Source organism: Natronorubrum bangense, assembly GCF_004799645.1.
Classification (GTDB): domain Archaea; phylum Halobacteriota; class Halobacteria; order Halobacteriales; family Natrialbaceae; genus Natronorubrum; species Natronorubrum bangense.
In genome coordinates, this window is the sequence record NZ_CP031305.1 from 2,190,642 (window position 1) to 2,215,688 (window position 25,047).

At 61.1% G+C, this 25,047-nt stretch carries 26 protein-coding genes and 1 tRNA gene; 14 read left to right on the top strand and 13 right to left on the bottom strand.

What is annotated here, in order from left to right:
* Window positions 1-37: 37 nt before the first annotated feature.
* Both DV706_RS10895 and DV706_RS10900 read right to left on the bottom strand, forming a co-directional pair.
* Entirely contained in the window at window positions 38-511 is a 474-nt protein-coding gene (locus DV706_RS10895) for a universal stress protein (protein ID WP_006064573.1), read from the bottom strand.
* A gap of 82 nt (window positions 512-593) precedes the next feature.
* Entirely contained in the window at window positions 594-1,616 is a 1,023-nt protein-coding gene (locus DV706_RS10900) for an amidohydrolase family protein (protein ID WP_006064572.1), read from the bottom strand.
* A 281-nt stretch (window positions 1,617-1,897) separates the two neighbouring features.
* Between DV706_RS10900 and DV706_RS10905 the strand changes: the two genes are divergently transcribed.
* A complete protein-coding gene (locus DV706_RS10905; RefSeq protein ID WP_006064570.1) occupies window positions 1,898-2,344 on the top strand; it encodes an SRPBCC domain-containing protein in 447 nt (148 codons plus the stop codon).
* 178 nt (window positions 2,345-2,522) lie between these two features.
* A complete protein-coding gene (locus tag DV706_RS10910; protein ID WP_006064569.1) occupies window positions 2,523-3,158 on the top strand; it encodes a DUF6735 family protein in 636 nt (211 codons plus the stop codon).
* Here the strand turns inward: DV706_RS10910 and DV706_RS10915 are convergent.
* Window positions 3,155-4,987: a P-loop NTPase family protein gene (locus DV706_RS10915; RefSeq protein ID WP_006064568.1), complete on the bottom strand. Its 1,833-nt coding sequence runs from the start codon at window positions 4,985-4,987 to the stop codon at window positions 3,155-3,157. The two genes, DV706_RS10910 and DV706_RS10915, sit on opposite strands and share 4 nt — an antisense overlap.
* A 286-nt stretch (window positions 4,988-5,273) precedes the next feature.
* On the opposite strand from DV706_RS10915, the gene purF reads away from it, so the two are divergent.
* Window positions 5,274-6,746, top strand: coding sequence for an amidophosphoribosyltransferase (gene purF, locus DV706_RS10920; RefSeq protein ID WP_006064567.1), 1,473 nt, complete (start codon window positions 5,274-5,276; stop codon window positions 6,744-6,746).
* A gap of 135 nt (window positions 6,747-6,881) precedes the next feature.
* Window positions 6,882-7,088 carry a hypothetical protein gene (locus DV706_RS10925; RefSeq protein ID WP_006064566.1) on the top strand — a complete coding sequence of 69 codons (207 nt, stop codon included), beginning with the start codon at window positions 6,882-6,884 and terminating at the stop codon, window positions 7,086-7,088.
* Window positions 7,089-7,165: 77 nt separating this feature from the next.
* Here DV706_RS10925 and DV706_RS10930 read toward each other — a convergent pair whose 3' ends face one another.
* Together DV706_RS10930 and DV706_RS10935 are read right to left on the bottom strand one after the other, a co-directional pair.
* A complete protein-coding gene (locus DV706_RS10930; protein WP_006064565.1) occupies window positions 7,166-7,729 on the bottom strand; it encodes a DUF420 domain-containing protein in 564 nt (187 codons plus the stop codon).
* Between the two features lie 411 nt (window positions 7,730-8,140).
* Window positions 8,141-8,225 (bottom strand) — tRNA-Leu (locus DV706_RS10935).
* A 138-nt stretch (window positions 8,226-8,363) separates the two neighbouring features.
* Here DV706_RS10935 and DV706_RS10940 point away from each other — a divergent pair.
* The 5 genes from DV706_RS10940 (at window position 8,364) to DV706_RS10960 (ending at window position 13,861) form a co-directional block, all read left to right on the top strand.
* The gene (locus DV706_RS10940) at window positions 8,364-8,891 is read left to right on the top strand and encodes a helix-turn-helix domain-containing protein (RefSeq protein WP_193787975.1); all 528 of its coding nucleotides are present in this window, start codon (window positions 8,364-8,366) and stop codon (window positions 8,889-8,891) included.
* A 187-nt stretch (window positions 8,892-9,078) separates the two neighbouring features.
* Window positions 9,079-9,936, top strand: a complete 858-nt coding sequence (locus DV706_RS10945; protein WP_006064563.1) for an alanyl-tRNA editing protein — start codon at window positions 9,079-9,081, stop codon at window positions 9,934-9,936.
* Window positions 9,937-10,230: 294 nt separating this feature from the next.
* Window positions 10,231-10,884: a bifunctional 4-hydroxy-2-oxoglutarate aldolase/2-dehydro-3-deoxy-phosphogluconate aldolase gene (locus tag DV706_RS10950; protein WP_006064561.1), complete on the top strand. Its 654-nt coding sequence runs from the start codon at window positions 10,231-10,233 to the stop codon at window positions 10,882-10,884.
* Between the two features lie 619 nt (window positions 10,885-11,503).
* On the top strand, window positions 11,504-12,571 hold the full coding sequence (locus DV706_RS10955; RefSeq protein WP_006064560.1) for a glucose 1-dehydrogenase: 1,068 nt from the start codon (window positions 11,504-11,506) through the stop codon (window positions 12,569-12,571).
* Between the two features lie 51 nt (window positions 12,572-12,622).
* Window positions 12,623-13,861 carry a mandelate racemase/muconate lactonizing enzyme family protein gene (locus DV706_RS10960; RefSeq protein ID WP_006064559.1) on the top strand — a complete coding sequence of 413 codons (1,239 nt, stop codon included), beginning with the start codon at window positions 12,623-12,625 and terminating at the stop codon, window positions 13,859-13,861.
* 64 nt (window positions 13,862-13,925) lie between these two features.
* On the opposite strand, the gene DV706_RS10965 is transcribed toward DV706_RS10960, so the two are convergent.
* On the bottom strand, window positions 13,926-15,872 hold the full coding sequence (locus tag DV706_RS10965; protein WP_006064558.1) for a glycoside hydrolase family 15 protein: 1,947 nt from the start codon (window positions 15,870-15,872) through the stop codon (window positions 13,926-13,928).
* A gap of 245 nt (window positions 15,873-16,117) precedes the next feature.
* On the opposite strand from DV706_RS10965, the gene DV706_RS10970 reads away from it, so the two are divergent.
* Window positions 16,118-17,221, top strand: a complete 1,104-nt coding sequence (locus DV706_RS10970; RefSeq protein ID WP_049889626.1) for a S1C family serine protease — start codon at window positions 16,118-16,120, stop codon at window positions 17,219-17,221.
* Between the two features lie 234 nt (window positions 17,222-17,455).
* On the opposite strand, the gene DV706_RS10975 is transcribed toward DV706_RS10970, so the two are convergent.
* Complete coding sequence (locus tag DV706_RS10975) at window positions 17,456-17,674, bottom strand: hypothetical protein (RefSeq protein WP_006064556.1); 219 nt, start codon at window positions 17,672-17,674, stop codon at window positions 17,456-17,458.
* Between the two features lie 152 nt (window positions 17,675-17,826).
* On the opposite strand from DV706_RS10975, the gene DV706_RS10980 reads away from it, so the two are divergent.
* Together DV706_RS10980 and DV706_RS10985 are read left to right on the top strand one after the other, a co-directional pair.
* Entirely contained in the window at window positions 17,827-18,000 is a 174-nt protein-coding gene (locus tag DV706_RS10980) for a protein translocase SEC61 complex subunit gamma (RefSeq protein ID WP_006064555.1), read from the top strand.
* On the top strand, window positions 18,000-18,437 hold the full coding sequence (locus tag DV706_RS10985; protein WP_006064554.1) for a transcription elongation factor Spt5: 438 nt from the start codon (window positions 18,000-18,002) through the stop codon (window positions 18,435-18,437). Before DV706_RS10980 ends, DV706_RS10985 begins: the two co-directional genes overlap by 1 nt.
* A 193-nt stretch (window positions 18,438-18,630) precedes the next feature.
* On the opposite strand, the gene DV706_RS10990 is transcribed toward DV706_RS10985, so the two are convergent.
* The gene (locus DV706_RS10990) at window positions 18,631-20,001 is read right to left on the bottom strand and encodes a TIGR00341 family protein (RefSeq protein ID WP_006064553.1); all 1,371 of its coding nucleotides are present in this window, start codon (window positions 19,999-20,001) and stop codon (window positions 18,631-18,633) included.
* 156 nt (window positions 20,002-20,157) lie between these two features.
* Window positions 20,158-20,445, bottom strand: a complete 288-nt coding sequence (locus DV706_RS10995; protein ID WP_006064552.1) for a DUF7565 family protein — start codon at window positions 20,443-20,445, stop codon at window positions 20,158-20,160.
* A gap of 214 nt (window positions 20,446-20,659) precedes the next feature.
* Between DV706_RS10995 and DV706_RS11000 the strand changes: the two genes are divergently transcribed.
* Window positions 20,660-21,472, top strand: a complete 813-nt coding sequence (locus DV706_RS11000) for an enoyl-CoA hydratase/isomerase family protein (protein ID WP_006064551.1) — start codon at window positions 20,660-20,662, stop codon at window positions 21,470-21,472.
* Window positions 21,473-21,553: 81 nt separating this feature from the next.
* On the top strand, window positions 21,554-22,324 hold the full coding sequence (locus DV706_RS11005; protein ID WP_049889616.1) for a PHP-associated domain-containing protein: 771 nt from the start codon (window positions 21,554-21,556) through the stop codon (window positions 22,322-22,324).
* 19 nt (window positions 22,325-22,343) lie between these two features.
* On the opposite strand, the gene DV706_RS11010 is transcribed toward DV706_RS11005, so the two are convergent.
* The 4 genes from DV706_RS11010 to DV706_RS11020 form a co-directional block, all read right to left on the bottom strand.
* On the bottom strand, window positions 22,344-24,074 hold the full coding sequence (locus DV706_RS11010) for a transposase (protein WP_240756751.1): 1,731 nt from the start codon (window positions 24,072-24,074) through the stop codon (window positions 22,344-22,346).
* A gap of 8 nt (window positions 24,075-24,082) precedes the next feature.
* Window positions 24,083-24,220, bottom strand: coding sequence for a DUF2080 family transposase-associated protein (locus DV706_RS11015; RefSeq protein WP_006065802.1), 138 nt, complete (start codon window positions 24,218-24,220; stop codon window positions 24,083-24,085).
* 126 nt (window positions 24,221-24,346) lie between these two features.
* The gene (locus tag DV706_RS21760; protein ID WP_169331123.1) at window positions 24,347-24,502 is read right to left on the bottom strand and encodes a hypothetical protein; all 156 of its coding nucleotides are present in this window, start codon (window positions 24,500-24,502) and stop codon (window positions 24,347-24,349) included.
* Between the two features lie 80 nt (window positions 24,503-24,582).
* Window positions 24,583-25,047, bottom strand: coding sequence for a Mut7-C RNAse domain-containing protein (locus DV706_RS11020; RefSeq protein ID WP_006067494.1), 465 nt, complete (start codon window positions 25,045-25,047; stop codon window positions 24,583-24,585).

Sequence of the window (25,047 nt, forward strand, 5' to 3'; positions counted from 1 at the left end):
CTGCGGTCGCGCCGGAACTGACGGACAGCAGACCGTCTCATTCGACGGCAGCGTGTTGTTCCGATCGGTCCTCACTGTTCTCCGGATCGACGTGTACTGTCAACACCGGGACTGGGGCCTGCCGAACGACGCGCTCGGTGACGCTGCCGAGTAAGAGCCGATCGATCCCGCCACGGCCATGTGTCCCCATCACGACGAGATCACACGCCCCTGGCTGTGCCTGCTCGACGATGACGCGACTCGGCGTTCCATCGACGATTTCCGTTTCGAGTTCGATGTCGTCCGGCGCGAGCTCCTCAACCCGTTGCAGGGCTGCCTCCCCTTCATCTCGAAGCGCACCGCTGATCCCCTCCAGCGCGCTCTCCATGGGCAGGCTCCCGTAGCCAGCGACATTGACGACATAGAGTGCCCGGATCGTCGCGTCGTGTGCGCGTGCCAGCTCGAACGCGTGCTCGAGCGCCCGCTCGACTTCCGGCGATCCGTCGGTCGGAACGAGGATACAGTCGTACATACGATGTATGCTAGCGTACGTCAGTGAAATATAATAACGTTGCTGTGAGTGGCGTTGACACTCGGATGTTCTCGCTCCGTCGTCAGCCTCCGAAACAGACGTCAGTGACGTCGCTGACGCCAGCCCGTCGAACCACGGCTCGAACGGGGTCCCGCACTCCTGCGAGATTGCTCGAGTCACCATCGAGCACCAGCAACCGAGCCTCCCGCCCCGGCTCGATGAGTCCGTACTCGAGGTCGGCAATCTCGGCCCCGTTTATCGTCGCCATTCGGAGGATTTCTGCAGCTGGCAACTCGGTGAGTTTGGCGAGGAACTCCATCTCCCGGAACATCGAGGGGGAGTTGAGCATCACGTTGTCCGTTCCGAGTGCGAGCATCGTTCGCTCGTTTAGTTCCGCGTAGGGCGAGAGGCCGACATCCGTAACGAGATTCGAGCGTGGACAGACGACGACCGGGATCTCGCTGTCGGCAAGCCGGTCGAGATGGACCGGTTCGGGGTGAACCATATGTACCAGAAAGTCCGGCTCGAGATCGAGCGCCGGGTGGATGTCGCTCGCGTCAACCTCTCCGGCGTGGATCCCGAACGGCTTCCCAGCGCGACGGGTTGCCCGCCGTTCTCGGTCGAACGTTCCGTCGTTCGCACCGCTTGCGCCGAACCCATCGCCCGCTTCCATCGCCTCGACGGAGCCGCGGGCGAACGAGTACGCATCGATCTCGAGGCCGGACGCGGCGTCTGCAAGCATCTCGACACCCTTGACGTCATTCTCGCGGAAATCGAGACAGGCCGCGGTGCCGGCCTGTTGCATGAACTCGAGCGATGTGCGCATCCCCGCGACCAGTTCTTCACGCGAGGCCGCCCGAAGCAGGCGATGTTTCAGTCCATCCGGCGGTGCGACCAGTTCCTCGAGCGAGAGGCCGCCACCGGCCTCTTTGGCGATCGAGTCGCCAATATGGGTGTGGGCGTTGACGAAGGCCGGCACGATGATGTCCGAGCTGTCGACTGACGTCTCTTCGATCGCTTCGATTCGACCGTCGTCGTCGATGACAACCCGTCCCTCGACGGGCTCGAACTCGCGACCGCGAAGAATCGTCCCCGTTCGTTCCATACGACTGTCTTCGTCGTCTTCGTCTTCAACCGTTCGGCGTCGACCGCACATCGGAGCCGACCATCACGCACAGACAGACAGACAATCCACGTCTATGGTGGGAAAAATCAGTTGTTGAGTGTCGTAACAGGCCACAGTTGCGATGGCCGACGAGAGCGACGTTCTGGTCGACGAGTTGTCCGCGGAGGCATTGCTCGAGGCCGCACGCTGTGCGATTCGAACGTGGTCGGAGAGCTGTGACACCGGCACAGGGATAGTGCTCAAGAGCGTGTCTTGCTAGCATGAATCAGATCGAGGTGTTCGAAGAGATCGATGCCCCGCCCGAGGTCGTCTGGGATGTCCTCCTCGAGTTCGACAGCTACCCCGAGTGGAACCCCTTCGTCCGCGCGATCGAAGGGGAGCCAACCGAGGGCGAACAGCTCCGGGTTCGGATCGAACCACCCGACTCTCGAGGAATGACGGTCAAACCGGAGGTCATCGCCGTCGAGGAGCATCGCAGGCTCGTCTGGCTCGGCCGACTCGTCGTTCCGTTCGTCTTTGACGGCTACCACGAGTTTCATCTCGAGCCGATCACCAACGGCGAGCGAACGCGGCTGCTCCATCGCGAAACGGTCCGTGGCGCGCTCGTGCCACTGTTGTTCGATGCGGATGCGCTCGAAGACGGGTTCGAAGCGATGAACGCCGCGGTAAAAGAACGCGCCGAGGCACGGGTTGAAGCGGCGAGCTAGCGAACCGCCCACCGACTCTCAACTGAAGGACCAGGTCAGTGGGCCGCGTCGTGCCGGTCTCTGTCCGTAGGTTCAAGTACGGATGGGCAACCAGCACCAGCGATGGCACGCCAGACCACGACCTGTCGCCACTCGAGAGACACACACAGCTATCGGGTTCGTTCGAGACGAGAGGCCAATGGGGCATAGAGCACTCGTCGCCTACCGACGGCCGGATCGACTCTACGATCTGCGATACAGCCACTGGGGCGGCGAAAACGCCGCTTTCGGGAGACAGATCACCCCCGAAACACCGCTCGCATCGGGTTCGGTCACCGCCGACCTGCTCGCGGATTCGGTCGCTCGGGATCGAATTCTGACGGATTTCCTCAACCCCTGCATCCACGAGGCGTTGTATCTCGTCGACCCCGATGCCAACTACGACGTCACCGCCTACCGCGTCTGCTGGCTCGAGTGGGGTGATGGCCGCAACGGCGGTCGTGGCGCAATCGTCGCCGTCGAGAGCGACGCTGCCGACCGCCGTGTGCGAACGTGGTTCCGTGCGACCAAGACGGCGCTCGGCGATCTCATCGAGATGGGGGCCCTCTCACGGCGTGCGGCACAAGCGTATCTCGAGTCGCGGGTCTGTGCGGACGAGGACGGAACGGTCTACACCTACGTTGGCGACGATCCGGAATCGGACGTCACAGCGTATACGCCGACGCCGGACCGCTGGCTCGAGGACGACTGGTGGCAGGATGTGACCGACAACTGGGAGACGAGCGAGACGGATGACGACTGGGAGACGGGCAACGACACGGACGATCCTCCTTAGTCGCGTTCGCGCCAGCGCGCGTCGACAAGCGTCTGCTGGACGACGTCGCTCCCGACCGCCTCCGCGAGCGTCTCGAAGCCCGCTTGCTCGCTCCGGTCGTCGGCGTTCGCGATCAGTCTCGAGACGATGAACTCCGGTGTCGACCGCCCGACGGTGTCAAACCGGGGTTGGTAGTCGACCAGTAGCTCCAGTTCGGAGTCCAGCCCTTCCGCGAAGATGCCGTCGACGCGCGCTTCCGACGGCAGCGGCGCGAGGTCGTCGGCGAGATGCGTGACGAACACGCCGAGAGCGTCCTGCTCGACGGCGAGTCGGACGAGTCCGTGCAGCAACTCCGCCGCACTGCCAGGTTCGGTGATCGCTTCGAACTCGTCGACCAGCATCAGGGTACGCCCACCGGCCGACAGCGGCGGCACGATCGAGCGCAGTGTCGCCTCGAGGACACCCGCGTTGAAACTCGCGTGTCTGCGGTGGAAGACGAGCGACTCAACGGGTGTCACTTCGGCCCGCTCGGCAGGGACGGGAATCCCCATCATCGCGAGCAAGACGACCTGACACAGCGTCTCGAGCAACGTCGTCTTCCCGCCGCTGTTGGCACCGGTGAGGACCGAGACGCGTTCTGTGCCGGGAACCGCGTTGACGTCGACGGGCACGTTCTCGATCCCGTGCTCGCCTAGCGCGTAGGTGATCGGCTGCGTCGAGCCGTCAGTGTCGTGGGAAGCAAGCGTGAGGTTGCGTGCACCGACAACGGAGACTGCGCCAGCCTGTTCAGGTGTACGCTCAGTTGGCTCGCTCGCAGGCCTCGAGACACGATGCGCTTCGTCCTCGACGAACGCCGGCCGCGTACAGTCGTAGGCGAGTGCAAAGCGTGCAAGCGATAGTGAGAGAGCGATGTCGTCGACCGACGTGACAGCTCGGTCGATGGCTGTTCGAGAGGCTTCGAGGGTGTTCTCGAGGTCGCCTGCGACCGTTTGTTCGCGCTCGTCGATCGCAGCGGTGAGATCGGTCCGCAGCGCTCGGAGCGTTGTTCTGATGAAATCCGTCGCGTCGACCGCGTCGGTCGCCATCGCTTCCCGAACCCGGTCGACCGTGACTGCCGTCTCGGTCAGCAGGTGATCTTCGACGGCCTCGCGGAACTGACCGACGTCACGCACGCCATCCGAGCGGAGTTCCGCGAGCAGGTCGGATGCGTTGGCGTCGATATCCTCGATCACCCCCAGCGTCTCCCGGAGCCGGTCGAGTTCCGCGTCTGCGCCTTCGTTGACGCGGCCGTCGTCGAGGGCGGCGAGTGCGCGTGCCGCGTCGGTCAGTCGCGCCTGCTCGAGGTCGGCAACCGCCGCGAACGGCCCGGAATCGACGCCGGCCTCAAGCAAGGCGAGTGCGGCCTCGACGGCGGCGTGTTCGCTCCCATCGCGCTCGTCGTAGCGTTCGTAGGCGGCGAGGACGGTTTCGCGGTCGTCGTCCGCGAGTGCCGCCCAGGCGTCACGAGCCGCGAGGACGTCGTCCAGCCGAGCCTCCATGGCCTCGCGGCTCGAAAGCGGCGTGAGCACCCTGATGCGGTCGGCTGCACGTTCCGTAACGGCGTGTTCGACCACGATCTCGAGCAGTTCCTTATACGCCGCGCGAGCGTCACTCGTTGCCAGCGTGTCCATCCCACCGCTGCCCGTCGCCCGCCGAAGGATACGTGTCGCTCGCCCGTGCGCGAGACCGGCATTCGAGAGTGTACGCACGTCTCCGTTCTCGATTGCCTCGATCGCCCGCTTTTCGCCCAGTTGTTCGACTAGCGTCGCTCTCGTCTTCGGACCGACTCCCCAGTACTCCTCGAGTCGCATACACAGTGACTCGAGGCAACGGCCTTGAACACGTGGGGATTTGCGTCGCCACCTGGTGTGGTTCTGTCCCGTCGGTGAGTCGTCGGACGATCGGTTGAGTCACATGGGGTCGTATCACACGCGAACCGGGCGCTGTCGCCCGGATATCGACATAGTATGCACGAACATGGATAGTAATGAAGCTCGATGGGTAGCTGAAAAGCACAAACACGGGGATTTTTATCGACTGGGTGCCCTACTGACTTCCATGACTGATGGGCGGGGCGAAACTCCCCGGCGAACAGGGATGACCGAAAAGTGTGGCGTCGTCGGCGTCTCACTGGACGGTCGAGACGCGGCACGACCGTTGTACTATGCGCTCTATGCACTCCAGCACCGCGGCCAGGAGTCCGCTGGGATCATCACCCACGACGGGTTCCAGCAACACAGCCACGTCGATATGGGGCTCGTGGGCGACGTCTTCGATGAAAGAGACCTCGACACCCTCAACGGGTGGGCGGGGATCGGCCACGTCCGGTATCCGACGGCTGGCTCCGTCGACTCGTCGTGCGCTCAGCCGTTTTCCGTCTCCTTCAAGAGTGGCTCGCTTGGCCTCAGCCACAACGGCAACCTCGTCAACGCCGACGAGATCCGCGAGGAGCTCGCGGCGGTGGGCCACGCGTTTACCAGCGACGGCGACACCGAGGTCATCGCCCACGACCTCGCGCGTAACTTACTCGAGGAGGACCTCGTCCGCGCGGTCAAGCGGACGATGGGGCGGATCCATGGTTCGTACGCGCTGACGATCAGCCACGACGACACCGTTCTCGGGGTCCGTGACCCACAGGGGAACCGACCGCTCTGTATCGGGAAACTCGAGGACGGCTACATTCTCGCCTCCGAATCGGCGGCGATCGACACGCTCGATGGCGAACTCGTCCGCGACGTTCGGCCGGGCGAGCTCGTCGTCCTGCAGGAAGCTGGTGAGGGATTCGACTCGTATCAGCTCGTCGAGAACGACAACACAGCCCACTGCTTTTTCGAACACGTCTACTTCGCCCGGCCAGACAGCGTCATGGACGAGACGCTCGTCTACGAGGCACGCCGGAATCTGGGCCGGAAACTCTGGGAGGAGAGCGGTGTCGAGACCGACGTCGTGATGCCCGTTCCTGACTCCGGACGAGCGTTCGCATCGGGCTATGCCGACGCGGCCACGGAGACGACGGCCGATGGCGAGTCGCGTGCCGAGGACGACGACGGCGTCGAGTTCGCAGAAGGGTTGATGAAAAATCGCTACGTCGGCCGAACGTTCATCATGCCGACACAGGACGAACGCGAACGCGCCGTGCGGCTGAAGCTCAACCCGATCAAATCCACCATCGAAGGAAAGACCGTTACCGTCATCGACGACAGCATCGTCCGCGGGACCACCTCGACACAGCTCGTGCAACTGCTCAAAGACTGTGGGGCCGAAGAGGTCCACGTCCGAATCGGTGCGCCGGAGATCGTCGCCCCGTGTTACATGGGGATCGACATGGCGACCCGCGAGGAACTGATCGCCTCGGACAAGACGACCGAGGAGATTCGTGACGTCATCGCCGCTGATAGCCTCGCCTACCTCTCGACTGACGCCGTTGCCGAGGTCCTGGGGAAAGAGCGCATCGACCTCTGTCTCGGCTGTGTGACTGGAGAGTACCCCTACGACATCGACGGCGAGGAAACCGACCGTGACGTCAGCCGACCGGATCTCGGCGGACAGACGTTGCAGGCCGACGACTGAGACACGTTTCGGTATCGCTTTTCGGTTTCTCATCGGAGGGTGTCATAGAACACTTTCCGTGATATTAATTGCACCCCATCATTTGGTGAACTGATCGGTAAGTAGGTATGCTTATTGAACAACTTTATTACCAAGATGGACATGTCCGTATTCATGCCTGAAAGGAGCGAGTTTGAGGAGTGGCAGGCGGGGGTTTTGATGACTATTGGTGCCATCCTCGTGGGTGCGATTTTTGCAATGATTTTTGTCCGCGTGTTTGGAACGTTTGGTGTCTATCTCGGCTTCGCAGGCGGTGTTGTAGCAACGTTTCTGTTTCTCTCTTTCGTGCTCTATGGCCGGTAATTAGAACATCTGTACTTACCTTCGCCGGATAGTCAAAAAGAGAATATGTGAATTATCTTAGACTCCCACCGAGCGAGTTAGTAGCTGACGTATAACAGCACGTAGACGACGATTCCCAGCGAGAAGGAGATCAGCCACAGGCTCGCCGCGAACCGGCCGACGCGAGCATGACTGGTCTGGTACAGCTCTTCGGTCGGCCGCGAGGTCGCAAGCAACAGCACGTAGTAGACCAGCGGGACACAGATGACCGCCAGGAAGATGTGAATGGCGAGCACTGGCAGGTAGACGAACTGGTAGACGGTATCGGGGCCGGGGAACGGGTCCGGACCGCCGGTCGCAATCAGCCGATAGAGATAGAACGTCAGGAAAGCCACGAACAGTCCGAACGAGGCGACCATCGCGAGACGGTGTCTGTCGACGTTCCCGCGACGGATCGACCGCCAGCCCAGCGTGATCGTCCCGATTGCCGCCACGCTGATCGCGACGTTGAGATGTGGGATTGCGTCAAGAAACCACTGGGGCGCGGCCGGCACCGTCGAGGCCGGTATTCGGCCCCCTGCCGCCGCGAACACCACCACGAGCGAGACGATACTTAGGACCGCAGTGAGAGCGTTGACGCGCTCTCGAGGAACGTACTCCATATCTCATCGTTTGACCGAGACAGGAAAGGGGTTGCTGTCTCCTGACGACGCTGCCGGCTTGCGGAACTGTCGGCCGTCACTCGGGGACTGGGGGTTGACTCGAGCGAACAGCGCTGTTGCTGTGTGATGTCGTTTCTACAGGAGTTGTGCGTGGGACCGGATTCGAACCTCCGTCGTGTCGCATCGCTCACGGCTACGCCGTTCGCATTCCCGTGGCGCTTCGTGCCACGCGTCGCTCCACGACGACAGTCGCGATTGGCAAACCAATCGGTCATCGGCGGACCCAGACGGGACAGCACCGGGTACCGAGCTATCGCTCTTGGGAAGTAGTTTCCTCAGAAGTTATGCGTGGGTGATGTCCGCGAAGGGAAATCACCTGCATCGTTAGTGGCGGGAATCCCGCCCATGCGATGCGTGGGACCGGATTTGAACCGGCGGACCCCTACGGGACAGCGCCCTCAACGCTGCGCCGTTGGCCTGGCTTGGCTACCCACGCTCGCGGTCTTTGTCTTACTGCACTCAATCGTAGCCACGGGTATTACAAAAGCCCTTTCTTTTCACTCCGCCCTGCGCTCGGATGACACGGGACCGATTGGAGCGGAGATTTGAAATGCGACAGTTGCCAAAGGATACCATGGCTAAGTATTCGACGGGTTCATCCTCCGGCGGCGGCGGGACGAACTGCGAACTCTGCGGTGCCGAGAGTGATTCGCTCCGACTCGCCTCTGTTGCGGGTGCCGAACTCGAGGTCTGTCCGGACTGTGCCCCACACGACGACAACCAGAGTCGCTCGCGCGGGAGCGGCCAGCGTGGGTCACAGGGCGGCCACGGTGGCTCGAGCGACGGACCAACTCGCAAACAGAAGGCGGCCCAGAACGTCGCCAAGGCAAACCCGGTCTGGGATGGCGACTCCAAACACTGGGAAAAAGAGGGGACGAACTACAACGAGGATCCGCTGCCGTATCTCGTCTCCGGCTACGGCGAGGCGTTGATCGACGCTCGTCGGGACGCCGGCCTCCAGCGTGAGGAACTCGCCGAAGAACTCGGCGCACGCGAGAAAGACATCCTCGCGGTCGAACAGGGACGAGCGACCCAGGCTGGTGTCGGCGGTGGGTTGATCGACGCCCTCGAGGACCGACTGGATGTGACACTCGCGGAGTAACCGCCACTGAGACGGTCTGCGGTCCCTGTTTCCCGGTGTGACCGACGGCACGCGGCCGCACCGGAACTGCCCGACAACAGTCCGTACGACACGTGCGTCGTCGCCAGCAACACGTCGCGATCGATCACGACGCTGGCTCCCGATCGCGGCGAGCAGACTTTTGTTGGCTGCCGAGAGAGTCCAATCGATGACCGGACAACGGGCGGCACGGGAGCCGTACGCCACACGATTCGAAACGGAGGTGACGGCTGTCGATGGAGACTGCGTCTGGCTCGAGACGAGCTACTTTTATGGTGCAAGCGGTGGCCAGCCGGCCGACCGCGGGACGATCGGCGGCCTCGAGGTCGCCGACGTTCGGCTGGTCGATGGAGAACAGCGCCACGTCTTAGCCGAGGAGCCGTCGTTCAGACAGGGCCATCGGGCCCTGTGTTCGGTCGAGTGGGCGTTTCGAATGTACTGTATGCGGGCGCATACGGCCAGCCATATTCTCGCTGGTGCCGTCAGGCGAACGCTCGGAGAGGGGACCGTCGCTGGCCTCGAGATCGGTCCGGAGGTGGTCGGACTCGACCTCGAGACAGAGCCAGTCGACGAAGCGACACTGATCGAACTGGACGAACTGGTCACTCGGGTTGTCTGGGAATCTCGGTCGGTGTCCTGGGAAGCGATCCCGGTCTCGAGGGCACGCGAACACGAGCGAATTTGCGTCGACGAACGGGAGGTGGACGCTTTCGAGGGCGATCGTGTACGAGTCGTCACGATCGGTGCGAACGATACCAACAGCGCCGGCACCACGACATCGAGCGCGCATGGCCAGTGGGACGTGTCGGTCTGCGGTGGCACACACGTTCGGAATACGCGCGAGGTTGGCCCGGTGACGGTGCTCGGTCAATCGAGTCTCGAGGATGGACTGACTCGAGTCGAACTCGCTGTCGGTCCGAACGCGATCGAGCGGCGAACGGCCGAAAAGCGCGTCGCGTTCGCAACGGCGCGGACGCTTGGTGTCGGCCTGGGCGACGTTCCCGACGAACTGGATCGACTCCGGTAGCCACTGGCCGTCACCACGGCATAGTAACAGTCGAATCGATTGACACCGCAGCGAAGAGTGTCGTGCGATGCGGTGTGCAGTGACGTGCAGTGGCTACGATAGCGAGCTGCTGGTTGCTCATCTCGTTCAGTCGGCGACTGGACCGAACAGTGACACTCGTTTTTCGATCGAGAGTAAATTTATTGATCCACGGAGCGAACGGGACCCTATGATGGGACGGCTGTCCACAGACCGGCGATCGAGCGGCCAGGCGGCGATGGAACCGAACCGACAGCTCTCGAGCGGAGGGGACCGATGACCAACGCCCGCAGTATCAGGGATCGGATCGTCGACGGCGGCGTCATTGCCGTCCTCCGTGGTGTCGACGAGGACGATATCGTCCCAGTCGCCCGAGCGATCCACGATGGCGGCGTCGCCGCACTCGAGGTGACGGCCGACGGGAAACGCGCGAGCGAAAAGATCGCAGCTATCGACCGGGAGCTCACCGACACGGACGCGATCGTCGGGGCCGGGACGGTCCTCGATGCTGCAACCGCACAGTCGGTGATCGACGCTGGCGCGGCGTTCGTCGTCTCGCCACACACTGACGCCGCGATCATCCGCACCTGCAACCGACACGGCGTGCTCTGTGCGGCAGGCGTCATGACGCCAACGGAGGCCGTGACCGCGATGGATGCCGGTGCGGACGTGCTCAAACTGTTCCCTGCCTCGTCGATGGGACCAGGCCACATCGGCGCGCTTCGGGGGCCACTCGGCGATGTCGACGTTATTCCGACGGGTGGGATTTCACGCGAGAACGCTGCAGACTACCTCGAGGCCGGTGCCGTTGCCGTCGGCGCGGGCGGTGCGATCCTCGACGCCGATGCCATCGCTGCGGGCGATATGGACCGTGTTCGGGAGACGGCTGCTGCGTTCGTCGACGCCGTCGATGATGCCCGACAAGACTAGGTCGCAAGCGATTCGAACCGTCATCCTCGTGAATCGGCAGCGTGTCGGCCAGGTTGACTCTCGACGGCGCAGCGTCGATACCCAGCGACCGTTCCCGTACAGCACTACGTTATCGGGTGTCTACCGCAGCCGACACGACAGCGAACGCCGTGCTATGCTCGTGTCGTTCACTGGTTCAGCCGTAAGCATGGCTGATTGGGGCGATACAACTCCACCACAGCCGCGTCCCGACCAATATTTACTGGCGGTGCGGTATCGCCATTCACAAGTCCCTACTGGGAGTGACACAGCGCAGCAGTGTGGTTGGGTCCCGTCACGAATACTGTCGAGATCGATCGCGGGCGCAACGGTCCACCGTCGATGGCTGTCGACGGCCAGAATCTATCAGTGACGATCGCTGCCCCCATTCCAGACACACGAGTTTCGTACCCACCGTACACCCGATAGCACGGGTCTCTTCGATAAGTTCACGAACTGTGTGGCTTCTCACGGTAACGCACTCGAGGTCAGTGGGCAATCATATCACCACAAAGAGAGGTACTGCCGGTAACACAGCCTTGTTCAAATATTTACTACGGATTGGGTAAATCTTTTACCGGCTGCCGTCCTTGCTCGAGATATGAAAGCGATCGCTGTCGAACCCGGGGCCGGGGAACCCGTCCTCGTCGAGAAACCCCGTCCCGAACCGTCTTCTGGCGAAGCACTCGTCCGCACGCTTTACGTAGGGGTCGATGGAACCGATCACGAAGTCATCGCGGGCCACCACGGACAGCCACCGGACGGCGAGGATCGACTCGTTCTCGGCCACGAAGCCGTCGGCATCGTTGAGGATTCGAACGGTACCGACCTCGAGGAAGGCGAGTTCGTCGTCCCGACGGTTCGGCGTGAACCGAACGGAGCGAACGAGTACTTCGAGCGTGGCGAGCCCGATATGGCACCCGACGGCCAGTACGCCGAACGCGGTATCGTCGGCGCACACGGGTTCATGGCGGAGTACTTTACGAGTCCGGCGGAGTACCTCGTGCCGATTCCCGAACGACTCGCACCGCTTGGGTTCCTCGTCGAGCCGATCAGTATCACCGAAAAAGCCGTCGAACACGCCGTTGCTTCCCGCTCTGCGTTCGAGTGGGAACCCGAGTCGGCGCTCGTCCTCGGGAATGGCTCGCTTGGGCTGATTACGCTCGCGATGTTCGAGACGGTTCTGGACATCGACCGCACCTACTGTCTCGGCCGGCGCGATCGTCCACATCCGACGATCGATCTCATCGAGGACCTCGGCTCGACGTACGTCGACTCCCGCGAAACGCCGGTGCCAGAGATTCCGGCCGTCCACGAATCCGCGGACCTCGTCTACGAGGCAACTGGTTACGCCAAACACGCCTTCGAGACGGTCGACGCGCTCGCACCGAACGGCGTCGGCGTGTTGCTCGGCGTCCCCGAACCCTGGGAGTTCGACGTCGACGGTGGGCGACTCCACCGCGAACTCGTCCTGCACAACAAGGCGCTGCTTGGGACCGTCAACTCCCATCGCGGCCACTTCGAATCCGCAGTCGACACTCTCTCACAGCTCCCCGAGTCATTCACCGACGACCTCGTCACTGGAGTCTACGGACTCGAGGAGTTCGAAGCGGCGTTCGAAACGGGCGACGACATTATAAAGACGGCCGTGGAATTCGGCAGCGCATAGAGCCGGAAACAATCAGAAATTATTACTACATTCAGAGTTACCATTCAAAACATGGGTGTCGATTACACGCAATTACACGATCCGAATGCGGAGTACACGATGCGAGACCTCTCCGCGGAGACGATGAACGTCACACGCGAGCGCGGTGGCGGGCGCGACGTCGAGATCACGGACGTCCAGACGACGATGGTCGACGGGAACTTTCCGTGGACGCTCGTTCGAATCTATACTGACGCGGGTATCGTCGGCACCGGCGAGGCCTACTGGGGCGCAGGCGCGCCAGAGTTGATCGAGCGAATGGCGCCGTTCCTGCGGGGCGAGAACCCACTCGACATCGACCGCCTGACGGAGCATCTGGTCCAGAAGATGTCCGGCGAGGGGTCGATCGGCGGCGTCACCGTCACCGCGATCTCGGGCATCGAAGTCGCTCTTCACGATCTAGCGGGCAAGATCCTCGAGGTCCCAGCGTACCAACTGCTCGGTGGCAAGTATCGCGACGAGGTCCGGGTCTACTGTGACTGTCACACCGAAGACGAAGCCGACCCGATCGCGTGTGCCGACGAAGCCGAACGGGTCGTCGACGAACTCGGCTACGACGCGCTGAAGTTCGATCTCGACGTGCCGTCGGGCCACGAGAAGGATCGCGCGAACCGCCACCTTCGGGCGCCAGAAATCGAACATAAAGCCAGCATCGTCGAGGCGATCACCGAACGCGTCGGCTCACGGGCCGACGTCGCGTTCGACTGTCACTGGACGTTCTCCGGCGGCAGCGCCAAGCGTCTCGCAAAACGCCTCGAGGAGTACGACGTCTGGTGGCTCGAAGACCCCGTCCCGCCGGAGAATCACGACGTTCAGCGGGAGGTCACTCAGTCGACGACGACGCCCATCACTGTCGGCGAGAACGTGTATCGAAAACACGGTCAGCGCCGCCTGCTCGAGGAACAGGCCGTCGACATCATTGCCCCCGACATGCCGAAAGTCGGCGGCATGCGCGAGACCCGCAAGATCGCCGACCTCGCGGATATGTACTACGTCCCTGTCGCGATGCACAACGTCGCCTCGCCGGTTGCGACGATGGCCAGTGCCCACGTCGGCGCGGCGATCTCGAACTCGCTTGCCGTCGAGTACCACTCCTACGAACTCGGTTGGTGGGAAGATCTGGTCGAGGATGACGTCATCGAGGACGGCTACATCGAGATACCCGAGCAACCGGGCCTCGGCGTGACACTCGACATGGACGCCGTCGAAGAGCACATGATCGACGGCGAGGAGCTGTTCGACGAAGAGTAATCGCCCTCGAGCAAGCCGTGTGTCGATTTGCTCAGGCCGACGAAACTCACCACGCGACCGGTCACTACAGCTCCGGTGGATCGCCACGTCTGAACAGCGTTTCTGCGTTTTCGGGATCGAAGTCAGTTGGCGTGACCTCACCGTCAGCCTCGATCGCCCGTGTGAGATAGGTGACGCTGTTTATCAACCCGAGATGCGAGAACGCTTGTGGGAAATTGCCCAACAGCGTGCCGTCCTCGGGTGCAACCTTCTCCGAGTAAAGCCCCAGCGGGCTCGCATACTCGAGTACGTTTTCAAAGTACTTCCGCGCGCGCTCGAGACGGTTCGAGAGGACGAGCGCGTCGATCAGCCAGAACGAACACAGGAAGAACGCCTTCTTCTCGTCCTGGCGGATATCACTGTCGACAAACCGGACGACGAGTCCATCGTCGGTCGTCAACTGCTCGAGAACGGTGTCGATCGTCGCCTGTACGCGGTCGTCTTCGGGCGGGAGGAACTCGTAGATCGGTATCAAAAGAGCAGTCGCGTCGATCGCCGTCTCGGTCTCGAAGTGCTGGACGAAGCTGTTTGCGTTCTCGCTGAATCCGCGGTCCTCGATAGTCTCGCGGAGGGCGGCTCGGTTCTCGCGCCACTCCTCGAGAGGTGCCTCGAAGTCGTTTTCGGTTGCGAGTGCGATTCCCCGATCGAGTGCGACCCAGCACAACAGTTTCGAGTGAAGGAAGTGCCGCCGTTCGTCTCGAAACTCCCAGATACCGGCATCACGCTCGTCCCAGTGTCGACAGACGTAGCTGACGATGTCACAGATCGCATCACAGTCGTCGCTGTCGAGTGGGATGTCTTCGTCGAACTTGATCGTCTCGTAGATCGCCTGTACGATCGTCCCGTACGCGTCGAGTTGCCGCTGTGGGGCGGCTCCGTTCCCGATCCGGACGGGTCCCGTATTGCGATAGCCAGAGAGATGCTCGAGCGTGTGCTCCTCGATGTGCTCCTCGCCATGGAGACCGTACAGCGGCTGAATCTTCGCCGGATCGCGTCGAGCGATGTCCGCAAACCAATCAAAGTAGTCGCGGGCTTCCTGTCGGTGGCCCGTATCGTGTAACGCCTGCACGGTGAACTTCGCGTCACGAATCCAGTTGTATCGGTAGTCCCAGGTCCGTGGCTCGCCGATGGCTTCGGGGATCGAGGTCGTCGCGGCGGCCGGAATCGCTCCTGTCTCGTGGTGGATGAGCAGTTTCAACAGGAGCTCCGACCGGACGACCATCTCGTGCCAGCGCTCGGGCATCGGCGCTGGAACCTCATCACGGGACCCAACCCACTCGCGCCAGTATCGTTTCGTCTCGTCGAGCGTCGCTTGACGATCGATCGACGCCATCGGCTCTCGGCCACCGTACTGGACACCGACCCAGCAACGCTCGCCCGCCGTGAGCGAAACCGTTCCCGTCGCCGACGGTTCCGTCTCATCGATTGCGAACTCGAGGTCACCGATCAAATGAAGCTGCTCGCTGCCAGTATCGGCCTCCCTGTCCGTGGCTTCGGCCCTGTCGTCGCCCGCTGGCTCATCACTGCTCGTGGCGCGGACACCGTCGGCTGTCGGCTCCAGTGTCGCCTCCCTGCGAGCGTAGTCGAACCGCGGTTCGAACTCGAGTCGTAATTCGATCGATCCCCGATCGCACTCGAGACGACGGTAGATCGCCTGCTGAAAGCGCTCATCGCTTGGCATTCCACCGGCTCGAATCGGCATGAAGTCGGTTACGGTCGCCTGTCCGCGCTCAGTTTCGAAGGTCGTCTTGAGAACGTTCGTTCGATCGGCATAGCAGTGATTCGACTCGTGGTCGGCGGTCGGGTACACGGCGAACTGACCACCGTGATCGGCGTCGAGAATCCGAGCGAAGACGCTCGGTGACTCGAGGTGTGGGAAACAACACCAGTCGATCGATCCGTGGCGGCTGACGAGTGCACAGCGGTCGTCGTTGCCGATGAGCGCGTAGTCACGTAGCGGTAGATACTCCATACAGGTAGTGTGATTGTGACAGGGGACAGTTAGCGAGCAGTTCGGATGTCTCTCTATGGCTCGCCAGCGACAATAAGCGACGGCCGGCAGCGGCCGGGGAGTGGTGATACGGCCTGCTGTTCCAACCACCAGCAGCGGGGTCGGTGATCGGCGGGACGTGACGACAACAGTCCGTACGAGCCCCCACCGTTCGGGATGGGCGTGCTGGTGAATGTTTTATTGGACTCCTCGGGGTGGCAATGGGCATGTCTTCAGAGCAAACTCGCGTCAGTCGCCGGCGAGTGCTGGGTCTGACTGTCGGCGCTGCCACGGCACTTTGCGCCGGTGGCTCTGCAGCTGCCAGCAGTCACACAGTGATCGGTGACTCGAGCGCCCAGAGCGATGACCTCGACGCGGGCAGTCCGTACAGTGCCGCCTACGAGGAGACCATCGACGACGTCGTCCTCGTCAACGTGTTCGGAGCCGACGAATCGCTTCCCGGCGGGCTCGGCTCTGGGTTCGTCATCGACGACGACCACGTCGTGACCAACCACCACGTCGTCCGTGGGGCAAGCGAGGTCGAACTCCAGTTTCGCGACGAACAGTGGCGAGCGGCGTCTGTCGTTGGGACGGACATCCACAGTGATCTGGCCGTGCTCGACGTCGACGAGATGCCAGATGGCCCTGACGGGCTCTCGTTTGCCGACAGCGAGCCCGAAATCGGGTCGGAAGTGCTCGCGCTGGGCAATCCCTTGGGCCTCGATGCGTCGATTTCGCAGGGGATCATCAGCGGTATCGATCGGTCACTTCCGAGTCCGACCGGGTTCTCGATTCCGGCAGCGATCCAGACCGACGCGCCAGTCAACCCCGGTAACAGCGGTGGCCCACTCGTCGACCTCGAGGGCGATGTCGTCGGCGTCGTCTTCGCCGGTGCTGGCCAGACGATCGGCTTTGCGATCTCCGGGCTCCTTGCTGACCGCGTCGTTCCTGCACTCATCGAAGAGGGGGCCTACGATCACGCTTACATGGGGGTCAACGTCCTTCCTGTTGGCCCGCTGGTCGCTGACGCCAACGAGATTTCGGAGCCGGGAGGCGTTCTGGTCACAGACGTCGTCCCCGACGCACCGGCCGACGGCGTCCTCGAGCCAGCAGACAGCGGAACGACCATCGACGGTGATGTCGTCCCGGTCGGCGGCGACGTTATCGTCGCTATCGACGACCAGGAAATTCCCAACCAGGATGGGCTTTCCTCGACGCTCGCACTCGAAACGACGCCTGATGAGACGGTCGCTATCGAGGTCATCCGCGATGGCGAGCGCCAAACGGTCGAGTTGACCCTCGAGCCCCGGCCTGACGTCGACGTGCCGTAAGCGGTCGATTTTATACACGATCCCACATCGGCTTCAAACAAGTGTTTGGGGGCTTGCCCTCGAGGGGGTTTACGAAGTGTTGCCAGCGGTGCAGTGAGACGGTCTGCTGTACCAATGTACCGGCTCGACTGCAGGACGGCTCGCGGTCACGCCAGAACTGACGGACAGCAGACCGATGGTCGATCTGAACCGAAATCCGGCGTCGAGACAGCACAAAAGCGGCTGTCGTCGCGGTCAGGATCCGTCTGCGTCTGCTCGCTCCTCGGTATCCGCTGTTTCCTCGAGGTCCTTCAGGTCGGCCGCGTCTTCCCGTGGTGCGTTCTGGGTCCCGAGGTCGTTGTCACCGGCATCGGCCTCGTCGGGATCGCGGTCGATCCGCTCGAGTTCGTCCTCGATCTCGGCTTCCTGTTCTGCCTCGTACTCGTCTGTCCGGTCGGTATCATCTTCGGCCATAACACGTCCGCTTTGTCCTCGAGTGGTTTGGTCGCCGGGTCGTCGAGTGCAACGTTGGGCTGTTGTCGCTGCCCCATCGGCAGTGATGTCGACCCAGTTATCCAGCAGACACGAAAGACAGATAAAAGAAGCAGCGTTGTGACTAGACATATATGGACGTTCCGTACGACCTGACCTCATACGTTCGGGTGTTGAAAATGGCGACGACACCCACTACTGAGGAATTCCTTCAGGTGTCGAAGATCGCCGGCGCAGGGATCCTGCTCATCGGGCTGATCGGCTTCCTTATCGGGGGTATCATGCTCATCCTGACTGGTGGTTTCTAATGGGCATTTACGCAGTCAAGACCACGGCGAGTCAGGAGCGCACCGTGGCAGATATGATCATCAACCGCGAGGAGCCAGAGATTCACGCTGCACTCGCTCCCGATTCGCTGACCTCCTACGTGATGGTCGAAGCCGAGGGGAACAATGTGTTGAGCCGTGTCCTCGAGGACATTCCCCACGCCCAGAGTATCGTCCCCGGCACCTCCGACATTACGGAAGTCGAGCACTTCCTCTCGCCGAAACCGGACGTCGAAGGGATCGCCGAGGGAGACATCGTCGAACTCATCGCTGGCCCGTTCAAAGGCGAGAAAGCCCAGGTCCAGCGCATCGACGAAGGTAAAGATCAGGTGACAGTCGAACTGTACGAGGCCACGGTTCCGATTCCGGTGACAGTGCGGGGCGATCAGATCCGCGTGCTTGACAGCGACGAACGATAGTTCGTCGAAGAGCGAACGGCGCATCGCGCCGTGAGCACAGTGACGAGCGCTAACGCGCTCGTCAAGCAGTCAACGCGGCACTGCCGCGCTGAATACAGTGACGAACGATAGTTCGTCGAACCATGCGAACGGGCACACTGTGCCCGTGAGCAGACAGTGACGAGCGCGAGTCGAATACTTTTAGACGACCGTTTCAAGGAGCAGCGAGCGACGAATCGCTAGGCAGAACAGTCCAGTGACGGTCCGTAACGGCGTGTGCCGTCTCGTCCGTCGTTCGGTGTTCGGCAGCGACGAACCGAACTTCGACGGCAACTGACTCATCAGTGTGGGAGTCGACCCCCGCGACGAGTCGGTCGGTCAGGCTGTCTCCCGAGGCAACCCCGGTCCCAGAGATGACAATGACGACCCGCTCGACTGATCGGATCGGATACTCATCGTCAAGTTCGGCGTCGACCGATTCGACTTCGAGATGCGCGTATTCTGGGTCGGTAAGCACGGCGTTGACGTCGGTTTCGACCTCCGACTCGAGTTGCGCGGAGCGAAATTCGACGACCGTTGCGCTGACGAGTGGGACCAGCAACAGTACCATGACCAGTCCGAGGATCGCCGCGAACGCAAGCGTCTGCCGGCGGGCAGTAGAGACGGAGAACAGTCCTGCCGGTCGATACCCACCACCCCAGAGCGTGACCAGTGCGGCGAAGTTGATCGACAACGTATTGACCAGCGTCAGTATGAGTGCGCCGGCGGCAGCGCCATACATCCCCCATGCGAGGGCGATCCCGACAGCCGCAGCTGGCGGAATAAGCGCGGCGGCGATCATGACGCCGACGATCGCCTCGGACAGTTCTCGTGTGAGACTCAAGATACCCGCGACACCGGCACCGAGTGCAATGACGAGCGCGAGCAAGTTCGGTGCGACCCGTTCTTCCAGTTCCGCAATGGCAACGATATCGATTCCAGCTGGCTCGAGGCCGACGATTCGGACGAGACCAGCGAGCATGATCGATCCGAGCACCGCAATACCGAGGCCACTGAACTGGTAAATGAAACCGGTTGATCGAAGCTCGGTGTCGGCGATGACTGTCCCAACGCTGGCAGCGAGGGCTGGGCCGATCAGTGGGGCGATTACCATCGATCCGACAACGACGGCCGGCGAATCGAGCAACAGGCCGGACGTCGCGACGATCGCGCTGATGAAGGTCATCATCGCGTAGACGGGAAACGAGGGCGTCAGGCCCGCCGCTCTCGTCTGTAACTCCTGTCTCGAAAGCCGATCACCGACCGATCCGTCGCGGCTGTGTTTTGCGTTGAGCTGAGCGAACTCGGCGGACAGAACGGTCTGGGTGTCGAAGACGACAATGTTCGCGTCGTCGCTGATTCCGGCTTCCGTCAACCGATCGAGTGTGCGTTCGACGGCCTGACTGGGCAACAGGAACCTGACGACGGCGACGTAGTCACGATCGCTGGTCTCGTCGCTGACAATGTAGTCGATATCCTCGTCCTCGAGGATATCGAGCACTGCTCCTTTCCGGCCGGTTGGAATCGTAACCTCGACGTAGCGCACAGACCCAACAGATGTCAACAGGCCATATACTGATTGTCGACGGGAAGCGGTGATTCACGGATAGACGTATTATCGGCTGTTCGGTATCTCCCAGTCGGAAACAGTGGGTTGGGAAGCCGATACCGCCCGGGCAGACAAGTCGCGGAGAGACGGCCGCTATCGTTTCAGTTCAGCGGCGATCGTTTCCATATCCGCAACGTCTTCGACTTCCGCTAACAGTTCCTCCCGGTTGCGGACTTCTTCGGAGCTCGCACCGTAGGCGCGGACGTATTCGGCGCGACTATGCTCGGTGAAGGCGTGTCGAATCGCGAGGTAGCCGTCAGGAACGACGGTACCACAGACCTGACACTCCTGCCGTGTGTGTTCCGTCGCTTGATGGACGATCGTCGACTCGGCGTCCTCGAACACCGCCCCACAGCCGTCGATTCCGCATTCCCAGGCCATTCACTCTCAGTGAATGGTTCGAGTGGCGTGGGTAATGATCTTTTCGCAGCCAAGCAGCGTGCTCAGATACGCAGTTCGTGCGGCGATGTCGTGACGAGAGCTTTCGCGTTCCGTCTCGAGGCCGCCGACAGTGCCAACAGTAGGGGAGCCGCTCTGTGTCCGACCGGTCGATTCATGATGTGTGTTATCCTCATGATTAGATACGCTATTTAATATGACAAACGAGATACCGAACACCGGGAAACTCGAGTCGGTCGCGATCAGTCGCGAGGAGTATGTCGGACGGATCACCCTCGACCGACCCGAGGCGATGAACACGTTCAGTACAGGACTCGCACGGGACCTCGACGATGCGTTGCACGCGCTCGAGGCGGCGTCCGATATCCGAGCAATCGTCATCGATGGCGCGGGTAAGACGTTCTCAGCCGGAATCGACCTCTCCGAACACGACGACCACGAGACCAAAGCGGAGTACGAGGAGTGGGTCACGGTAATGGAAGCGCCGTTCCAGACGGTCGCCGAGATGGGAACCCCCGTAATCGCGGCAGTACACGGACATGCGGCTGCCAACGGCATCGGGCTGGTCGCCGCCTGTGATCTGGCTGTGGCTGCTGAGGGAGCCCAGTTTGGAGCGACAGCACCGAAGGTCGGCCTGTTTTGTATGGGGCCGTCCGTGCCGTTGATGAAAGCACTCCCCAGAAAACGATGTCTCGAGTTGGTTCTAACCGGCGACCTGATCGACGCCGAGACAGCGCTCGAATGGGGGCTGATCAACCGTGTCGTCCCGGACGGCGAGCACCGAGCGACGGCGGTCGACCTTGCCGAGACGATCGCGAGCAAGAGTCCAACGGCCGTCCAGATGGGGAAAAAGGCGGTCTACGAAATGTTCGATCGCGAGTACGACGACGCACTCGAGTACTCGAACGAGCAGTTTGGGGCCCTTTGCACGACTGCGGATGCCCACGAGGGGATCACAGCCTTCCTCGAGGGCGAGCCACTCGCCGCCGACGAGTGGCCCGGTGAGTAGTCGCTGGTCGCTACAATCGCGGGACGGTCGCGTGGCGACAAAACCAGAATTCATAACTCGAGTGTCGCAAAAGAGGCTCCCGTGAGCGACGGCATAGCAGCGGAGGCTCGAGTTGACTGTCACGTAAAGGTGCTCAACGACGCGGTCGTCGAGCAGGCCCGTGCTGCGGGACTCGACGCGATCGTCTACGCACCGCATTTCACTCGACTCCCCGACATTCGACGACAGGCCGCCAGCTACTCGAGCGATGAGCTGCTGGTGATTCCCGCACGGGAGGTGTTCACCGGCTCGTGGCGAAATCGGAAACACGTTCTGGCGATCGGCCTCGAGGAGCCGGTGCCGGATTTCATCCCGCTCGAGGCGGCGATGGACGAGTTCGAACGACAGGAGGCTGCGGTGCTTGCTCCCCATCCCGAATTTGCCAACGTCAGCCTCACAGAGGCGGATTTACAACAGTACCGAAACGACATCGAGGCCGTCGAAATCTTCAATCCGAAACATCTGCCAACACACAACGAGCGGGCGCGTGGGATCGCCGAACGACTGGGGTATCCGCCGTTTGCGTCGTCGTACGCTCATCTTCCGCGTTCTGTCGGGGTCGCACACACCGCGTTCGAGCGAGCCATCGAAACCGAAGCCGACCTCGTCGCTGCACTCAAAGACGGTGTCGCCAGACGAGTCGTCTACGACAACGGCTGCAAGCGGTGGCGAACGACAGCACGCGAACTTGCCCATCTCGCCTATGAAAATACCTGGGAGAAGGTCGATCGGCTCTTTCTGTCGGGCACTGAGCCGACACATCCACACCACATCGCCTACGACGGCCGGTTCGACGACGTCTCCGTCTACTGATCGACCACCGTTCCAATTTTCAGCAGCAAACAGCAGTATCTCTCACAAAGAGAGAGTAACTGTGTGTCGCTGGGCTTGACACAGAACTTTTGCTGCTAACCGCGTTTTTCGTCCCTGTCGGAGTGACAGCGGGCGCGATAAACGCCGACCCGCCACCAGCAGTCACTCTCGACTGTCCAGTATACGCGATAAGCGAATCACCGAACATAGGACACGAGCCAGCGGAACGGCTAGCTAGCTCGATTTCAAAATCTCCCGTATAGGAAGATGTGAAATCAGAGTCCAGCGAGTCCGATTCCGCAAAGAACACTCGCGCCACGTTGACAGCGCCAACGTAATCACGGTCAGCCTGAAAGCCACACCGAGTGTTGTCGCAACGGAAGTGACCGCCGTGCCAGACCTCGTAGTAGTGGTCAGGCGATTTCGTTGTATGTCCTGTAGAGCCACAGCGAGGACACGACCGACTCGTGTTCCCTGCATACACTCGTTCAACCTGAATACCAGCAATATCGGCGCGGTATTCGATGCTCTTGATACTCTCTCGCCGCGCCCACGACGACAACTCCCACGACAACTGTCCCTCACCTCGTGGAGGAGAGAGTGATCGCAAATCTTCGTGGACAATAGCGTCCACATCGTACACGAGAGCGAGTGCGAGTATTTGGTTGGCTACGTCGTGTACGAGTTGTTCGCGTTTGTGTCGAATCTTGTTGTTCACTCGCTCGTACTCTGACTGGATATGTTTGAAGTGGTCTGTATGGTCGCGTCCCTGTCGTCGGAGGTCTGCGAGTTTCGAGTTGAGTTGGTTGCGTTCACGGTTCAGGTTCCGCATTCTCTCCCGTTCGGTGTTTTGAATGAAATATGGCGTTGAGAGTTGTTCGCCATCACTGTCCACGACGACAGCGGTTGCATCTTTCCGCAGACCGCCATCAATCGACAACACTGTGTCAACGTCGTCAGAGGTGTCTGCGTGTTCGACTTCGACAGGGAACGATAACTCGTGGTATTCGTCCCCTCGTTTCGACGTGTTGGGGTGGAACGACGGAGCAGAGAGACTACCGTGTTCAACGAACTCGTTGAATGATTCGTATCCATCAAGAGTGTATTCTGTCCATGTCCAATCCCCATACGTCTCGGGTTCGAGTGTATCGGGTGTTTTGAGTTCGACAGTGAGTTGTTTCGTGGATTCATCGTACTGGTATTTGACTGCCTGTCCGCTGGTAGGGCCGTCATCAGCTGAATACGGTAGCACACCAGAGGAATATTCAGGGCACTCTTGAAAGTCAAAGTACGTGGCCGGATACGTGCCGTGAACGTTGTAGTAAGCATTCAACTGGTCGATAAGCAAGTCAACGTAACCTGATGAGAGGTATTCCTCGGATTCCCAAAGTCGGTTTTTGATTCGGCGTGTATGGATGCGTCGAATCTTGTGGTCTGGAAGCAGCGGTTTGACTGTTTGAAAGGCTTCTCGTTTGTCAGCGTGACTGCGAAGTGTTTCTCCAACTTTCTGGAGGAGGCAGCGTTTGTATCGACTGGGGAGATAGATGTCGAACTGTTCAAACGCTTCTTGTTCGTCAAAGTATTTCCACGCTTGATACGAGGACTCGTTAATCTCTGTAAGATAGTCTGGTGTCCAGTACTGCTGTATGAGTGTGTTCGCTGTCTGCGTAGTGAGGTCAGCGAGTCTATTGTATCGCTCTCGCTCCTCATCTGGCAGTCGTAGTGGGAGTGAGAGGTGTGTAGAGGACATGTGTGGTGTTAGTCGTCTTGGGAGAGTCGGATGACGGCGACTTCTTCACCAAGCCATTCTTTCGGGACGAAGACGTGCGCGCCCGTTCCTGTTTTTGTCACGTCTTTCGTGATTGCTTCCTCGCCTTGGAACGTGAACTCGGCCATACCACTATGTATATTAGATATACATTTAAGGGTTTGGGTTAGCATCTCGTTTTGATGCTGACTGCTGCTGTTTGCTGCCAAATTTTGTAACTGTTACGTAACCCTTTCCTCGACGCCGTCGGCCGACTACTCCTCTTCGAGTGCGTCCGCGATTCGCTCGAGTTGGATCCCGACGTAACAGAGTGCTTGGGTTTGCATGATCGCAGGGTCGTTGCTCCACTCGTTGGCGATGTACGCTGCCTGTCTCCCCGCTCTATCGAGATCGTTGTTACCGTTTGTCATTGCTCCAGTACGTTCGTCGTCGACCGACGAAACCGTTCGGGTCAGCTCGCCGCTGTGAGAGTCCCGAATGCGGTCGCAGGTCACGGCTCGTCGCCGCCTCGCCGGATCGCCGAGAGCGTCTTTGCAACCCGATCCCAGTGGCTGCCACGCCAGAAATACTGTCCACAGCGTCGGCAGCGCCAGCTCTCGACTTCGGCAGGATCGGGCGCATACTCGGGTGTCGACGCCAGCGGCTCGACGCCCTCGAGTCGCCCGTTACACCGGCCACAGAACGCTGGCTCGGCTGCGAGCGTCAGCTCTACGCCCGCGGCCGCGAGTTCGGCGAGTTGGTCCTCGACGTCGCGTGACTCGAGGAGGATCGACTTGTCGGCACGAGAGGCGAGTTGGACGTCTCTCGTGATCAGCGTTCGATCCTCGGCTCGAGCCACGTCGAGGAGGGCGTCGTCGGCCTCGAGTCCACGGTCGCCGGCGTAGACGGTGTCGTGGTTGCACATCCGCAGATACGAGACCACGCCGCCGCACATGACGTCGAGCAGGAGCTTCAT

Coding starts and splice junctions, on each gene's coding strand:
- DV706_RS10895 (WP_006064573.1), bottom strand. CDS start 511: ATGTACGACTGTATCCTCGTTCCGACCGACGGATCGCCGGAAGTCGAG.
- DV706_RS10900 (WP_006064572.1), bottom strand. CDS start 1,616: ATGGAACGAACGGGGACGATTCTTCGCGGTCGCGAGTTCGAGCCCGTC.
- DV706_RS10905 (WP_006064570.1), top strand. CDS start 1,898: ATGAATCAGATCGAGGTGTTCGAAGAGATCGATGCCCCGCCCGAGGTC.
- DV706_RS10910 (WP_006064569.1), top strand. CDS start 2,523: ATGGGGCATAGAGCACTCGTCGCCTACCGACGGCCGGATCGACTCTAC.
- DV706_RS10915 (WP_006064568.1), bottom strand. CDS start 4,987: ATGCGACTCGAGGAGTACTGGGGAGTCGGTCCGAAGACGAGAGCGACG.
- purF (WP_006064567.1), top strand. CDS start 5,274: ATGACCGAAAAGTGTGGCGTCGTCGGCGTCTCACTGGACGGTCGAGAC.
- DV706_RS10925 (WP_006064566.1), top strand. CDS start 6,882: ATGGACATGTCCGTATTCATGCCTGAAAGGAGCGAGTTTGAGGAGTGG.
- DV706_RS10930 (WP_006064565.1), bottom strand. CDS start 7,729: ATGGAGTACGTTCCTCGAGAGCGCGTCAACGCTCTCACTGCGGTCCTA.
- DV706_RS10940 (WP_193787975.1), top strand. CDS start 8,364: ATGGCTAAGTATTCGACGGGTTCATCCTCCGGCGGCGGCGGGACGAAC.
- DV706_RS10945 (WP_006064563.1), top strand. CDS start 9,079: ATGACCGGACAACGGGCGGCACGGGAGCCGTACGCCACACGATTCGAA.
- DV706_RS10950 (WP_006064561.1), top strand. CDS start 10,231: ATGACCAACGCCCGCAGTATCAGGGATCGGATCGTCGACGGCGGCGTC.
- DV706_RS10955 (WP_006064560.1), top strand. CDS start 11,504: ATGAAAGCGATCGCTGTCGAACCCGGGGCCGGGGAACCCGTCCTCGTC.
- DV706_RS10960 (WP_006064559.1), top strand. CDS start 12,623: ATGGGTGTCGATTACACGCAATTACACGATCCGAATGCGGAGTACACG.
- DV706_RS10965 (WP_006064558.1), bottom strand. CDS start 15,872: ATGGAGTATCTACCGCTACGTGACTACGCGCTCATCGGCAACGACGAC.
- DV706_RS10970 (WP_049889626.1), top strand. CDS start 16,118: ATGTCTTCAGAGCAAACTCGCGTCAGTCGCCGGCGAGTGCTGGGTCTG.
- DV706_RS10975 (WP_006064556.1), bottom strand. CDS start 17,674: ATGGCCGAAGATGATACCGACCGGACAGACGAGTACGAGGCAGAACAG.
- DV706_RS10980 (WP_006064555.1), top strand. CDS start 17,827: ATGGACGTTCCGTACGACCTGACCTCATACGTTCGGGTGTTGAAAATG.
- DV706_RS10985 (WP_006064554.1), top strand. CDS start 18,000: ATGGGCATTTACGCAGTCAAGACCACGGCGAGTCAGGAGCGCACCGTG.
- DV706_RS10995 (WP_006064552.1), bottom strand. CDS start 20,445: ATGGCCTGGGAATGCGGAATCGACGGCTGTGGGGCGGTGTTCGAGGAC.
- DV706_RS11000 (WP_006064551.1), top strand. CDS start 20,660: ATGACAAACGAGATACCGAACACCGGGAAACTCGAGTCGGTCGCGATC.
- DV706_RS11010 (WP_240756751.1), bottom strand. CDS start 24,074: ATGTCCTCTACACACCTCTCACTCCCACTACGACTGCCAGATGAGGAG.
- DV706_RS11015 (WP_006065802.1), bottom strand. CDS start 24,220: ATGGCCGAGTTCACGTTCCAAGGCGAGGAAGCAATCACGAAAGACGTG.
- DV706_RS21760 (WP_169331123.1), bottom strand. CDS start 24,502: ATGACAAACGGTAACAACGATCTCGATAGAGCGGGGAGACAGGCAGCG.
- DV706_RS11020 (WP_006067494.1), bottom strand. CDS start 25,047: ATGAAGCTCCTGCTCGACGTCATGTGCGGCGGCGTGGTCTCGTATCTG.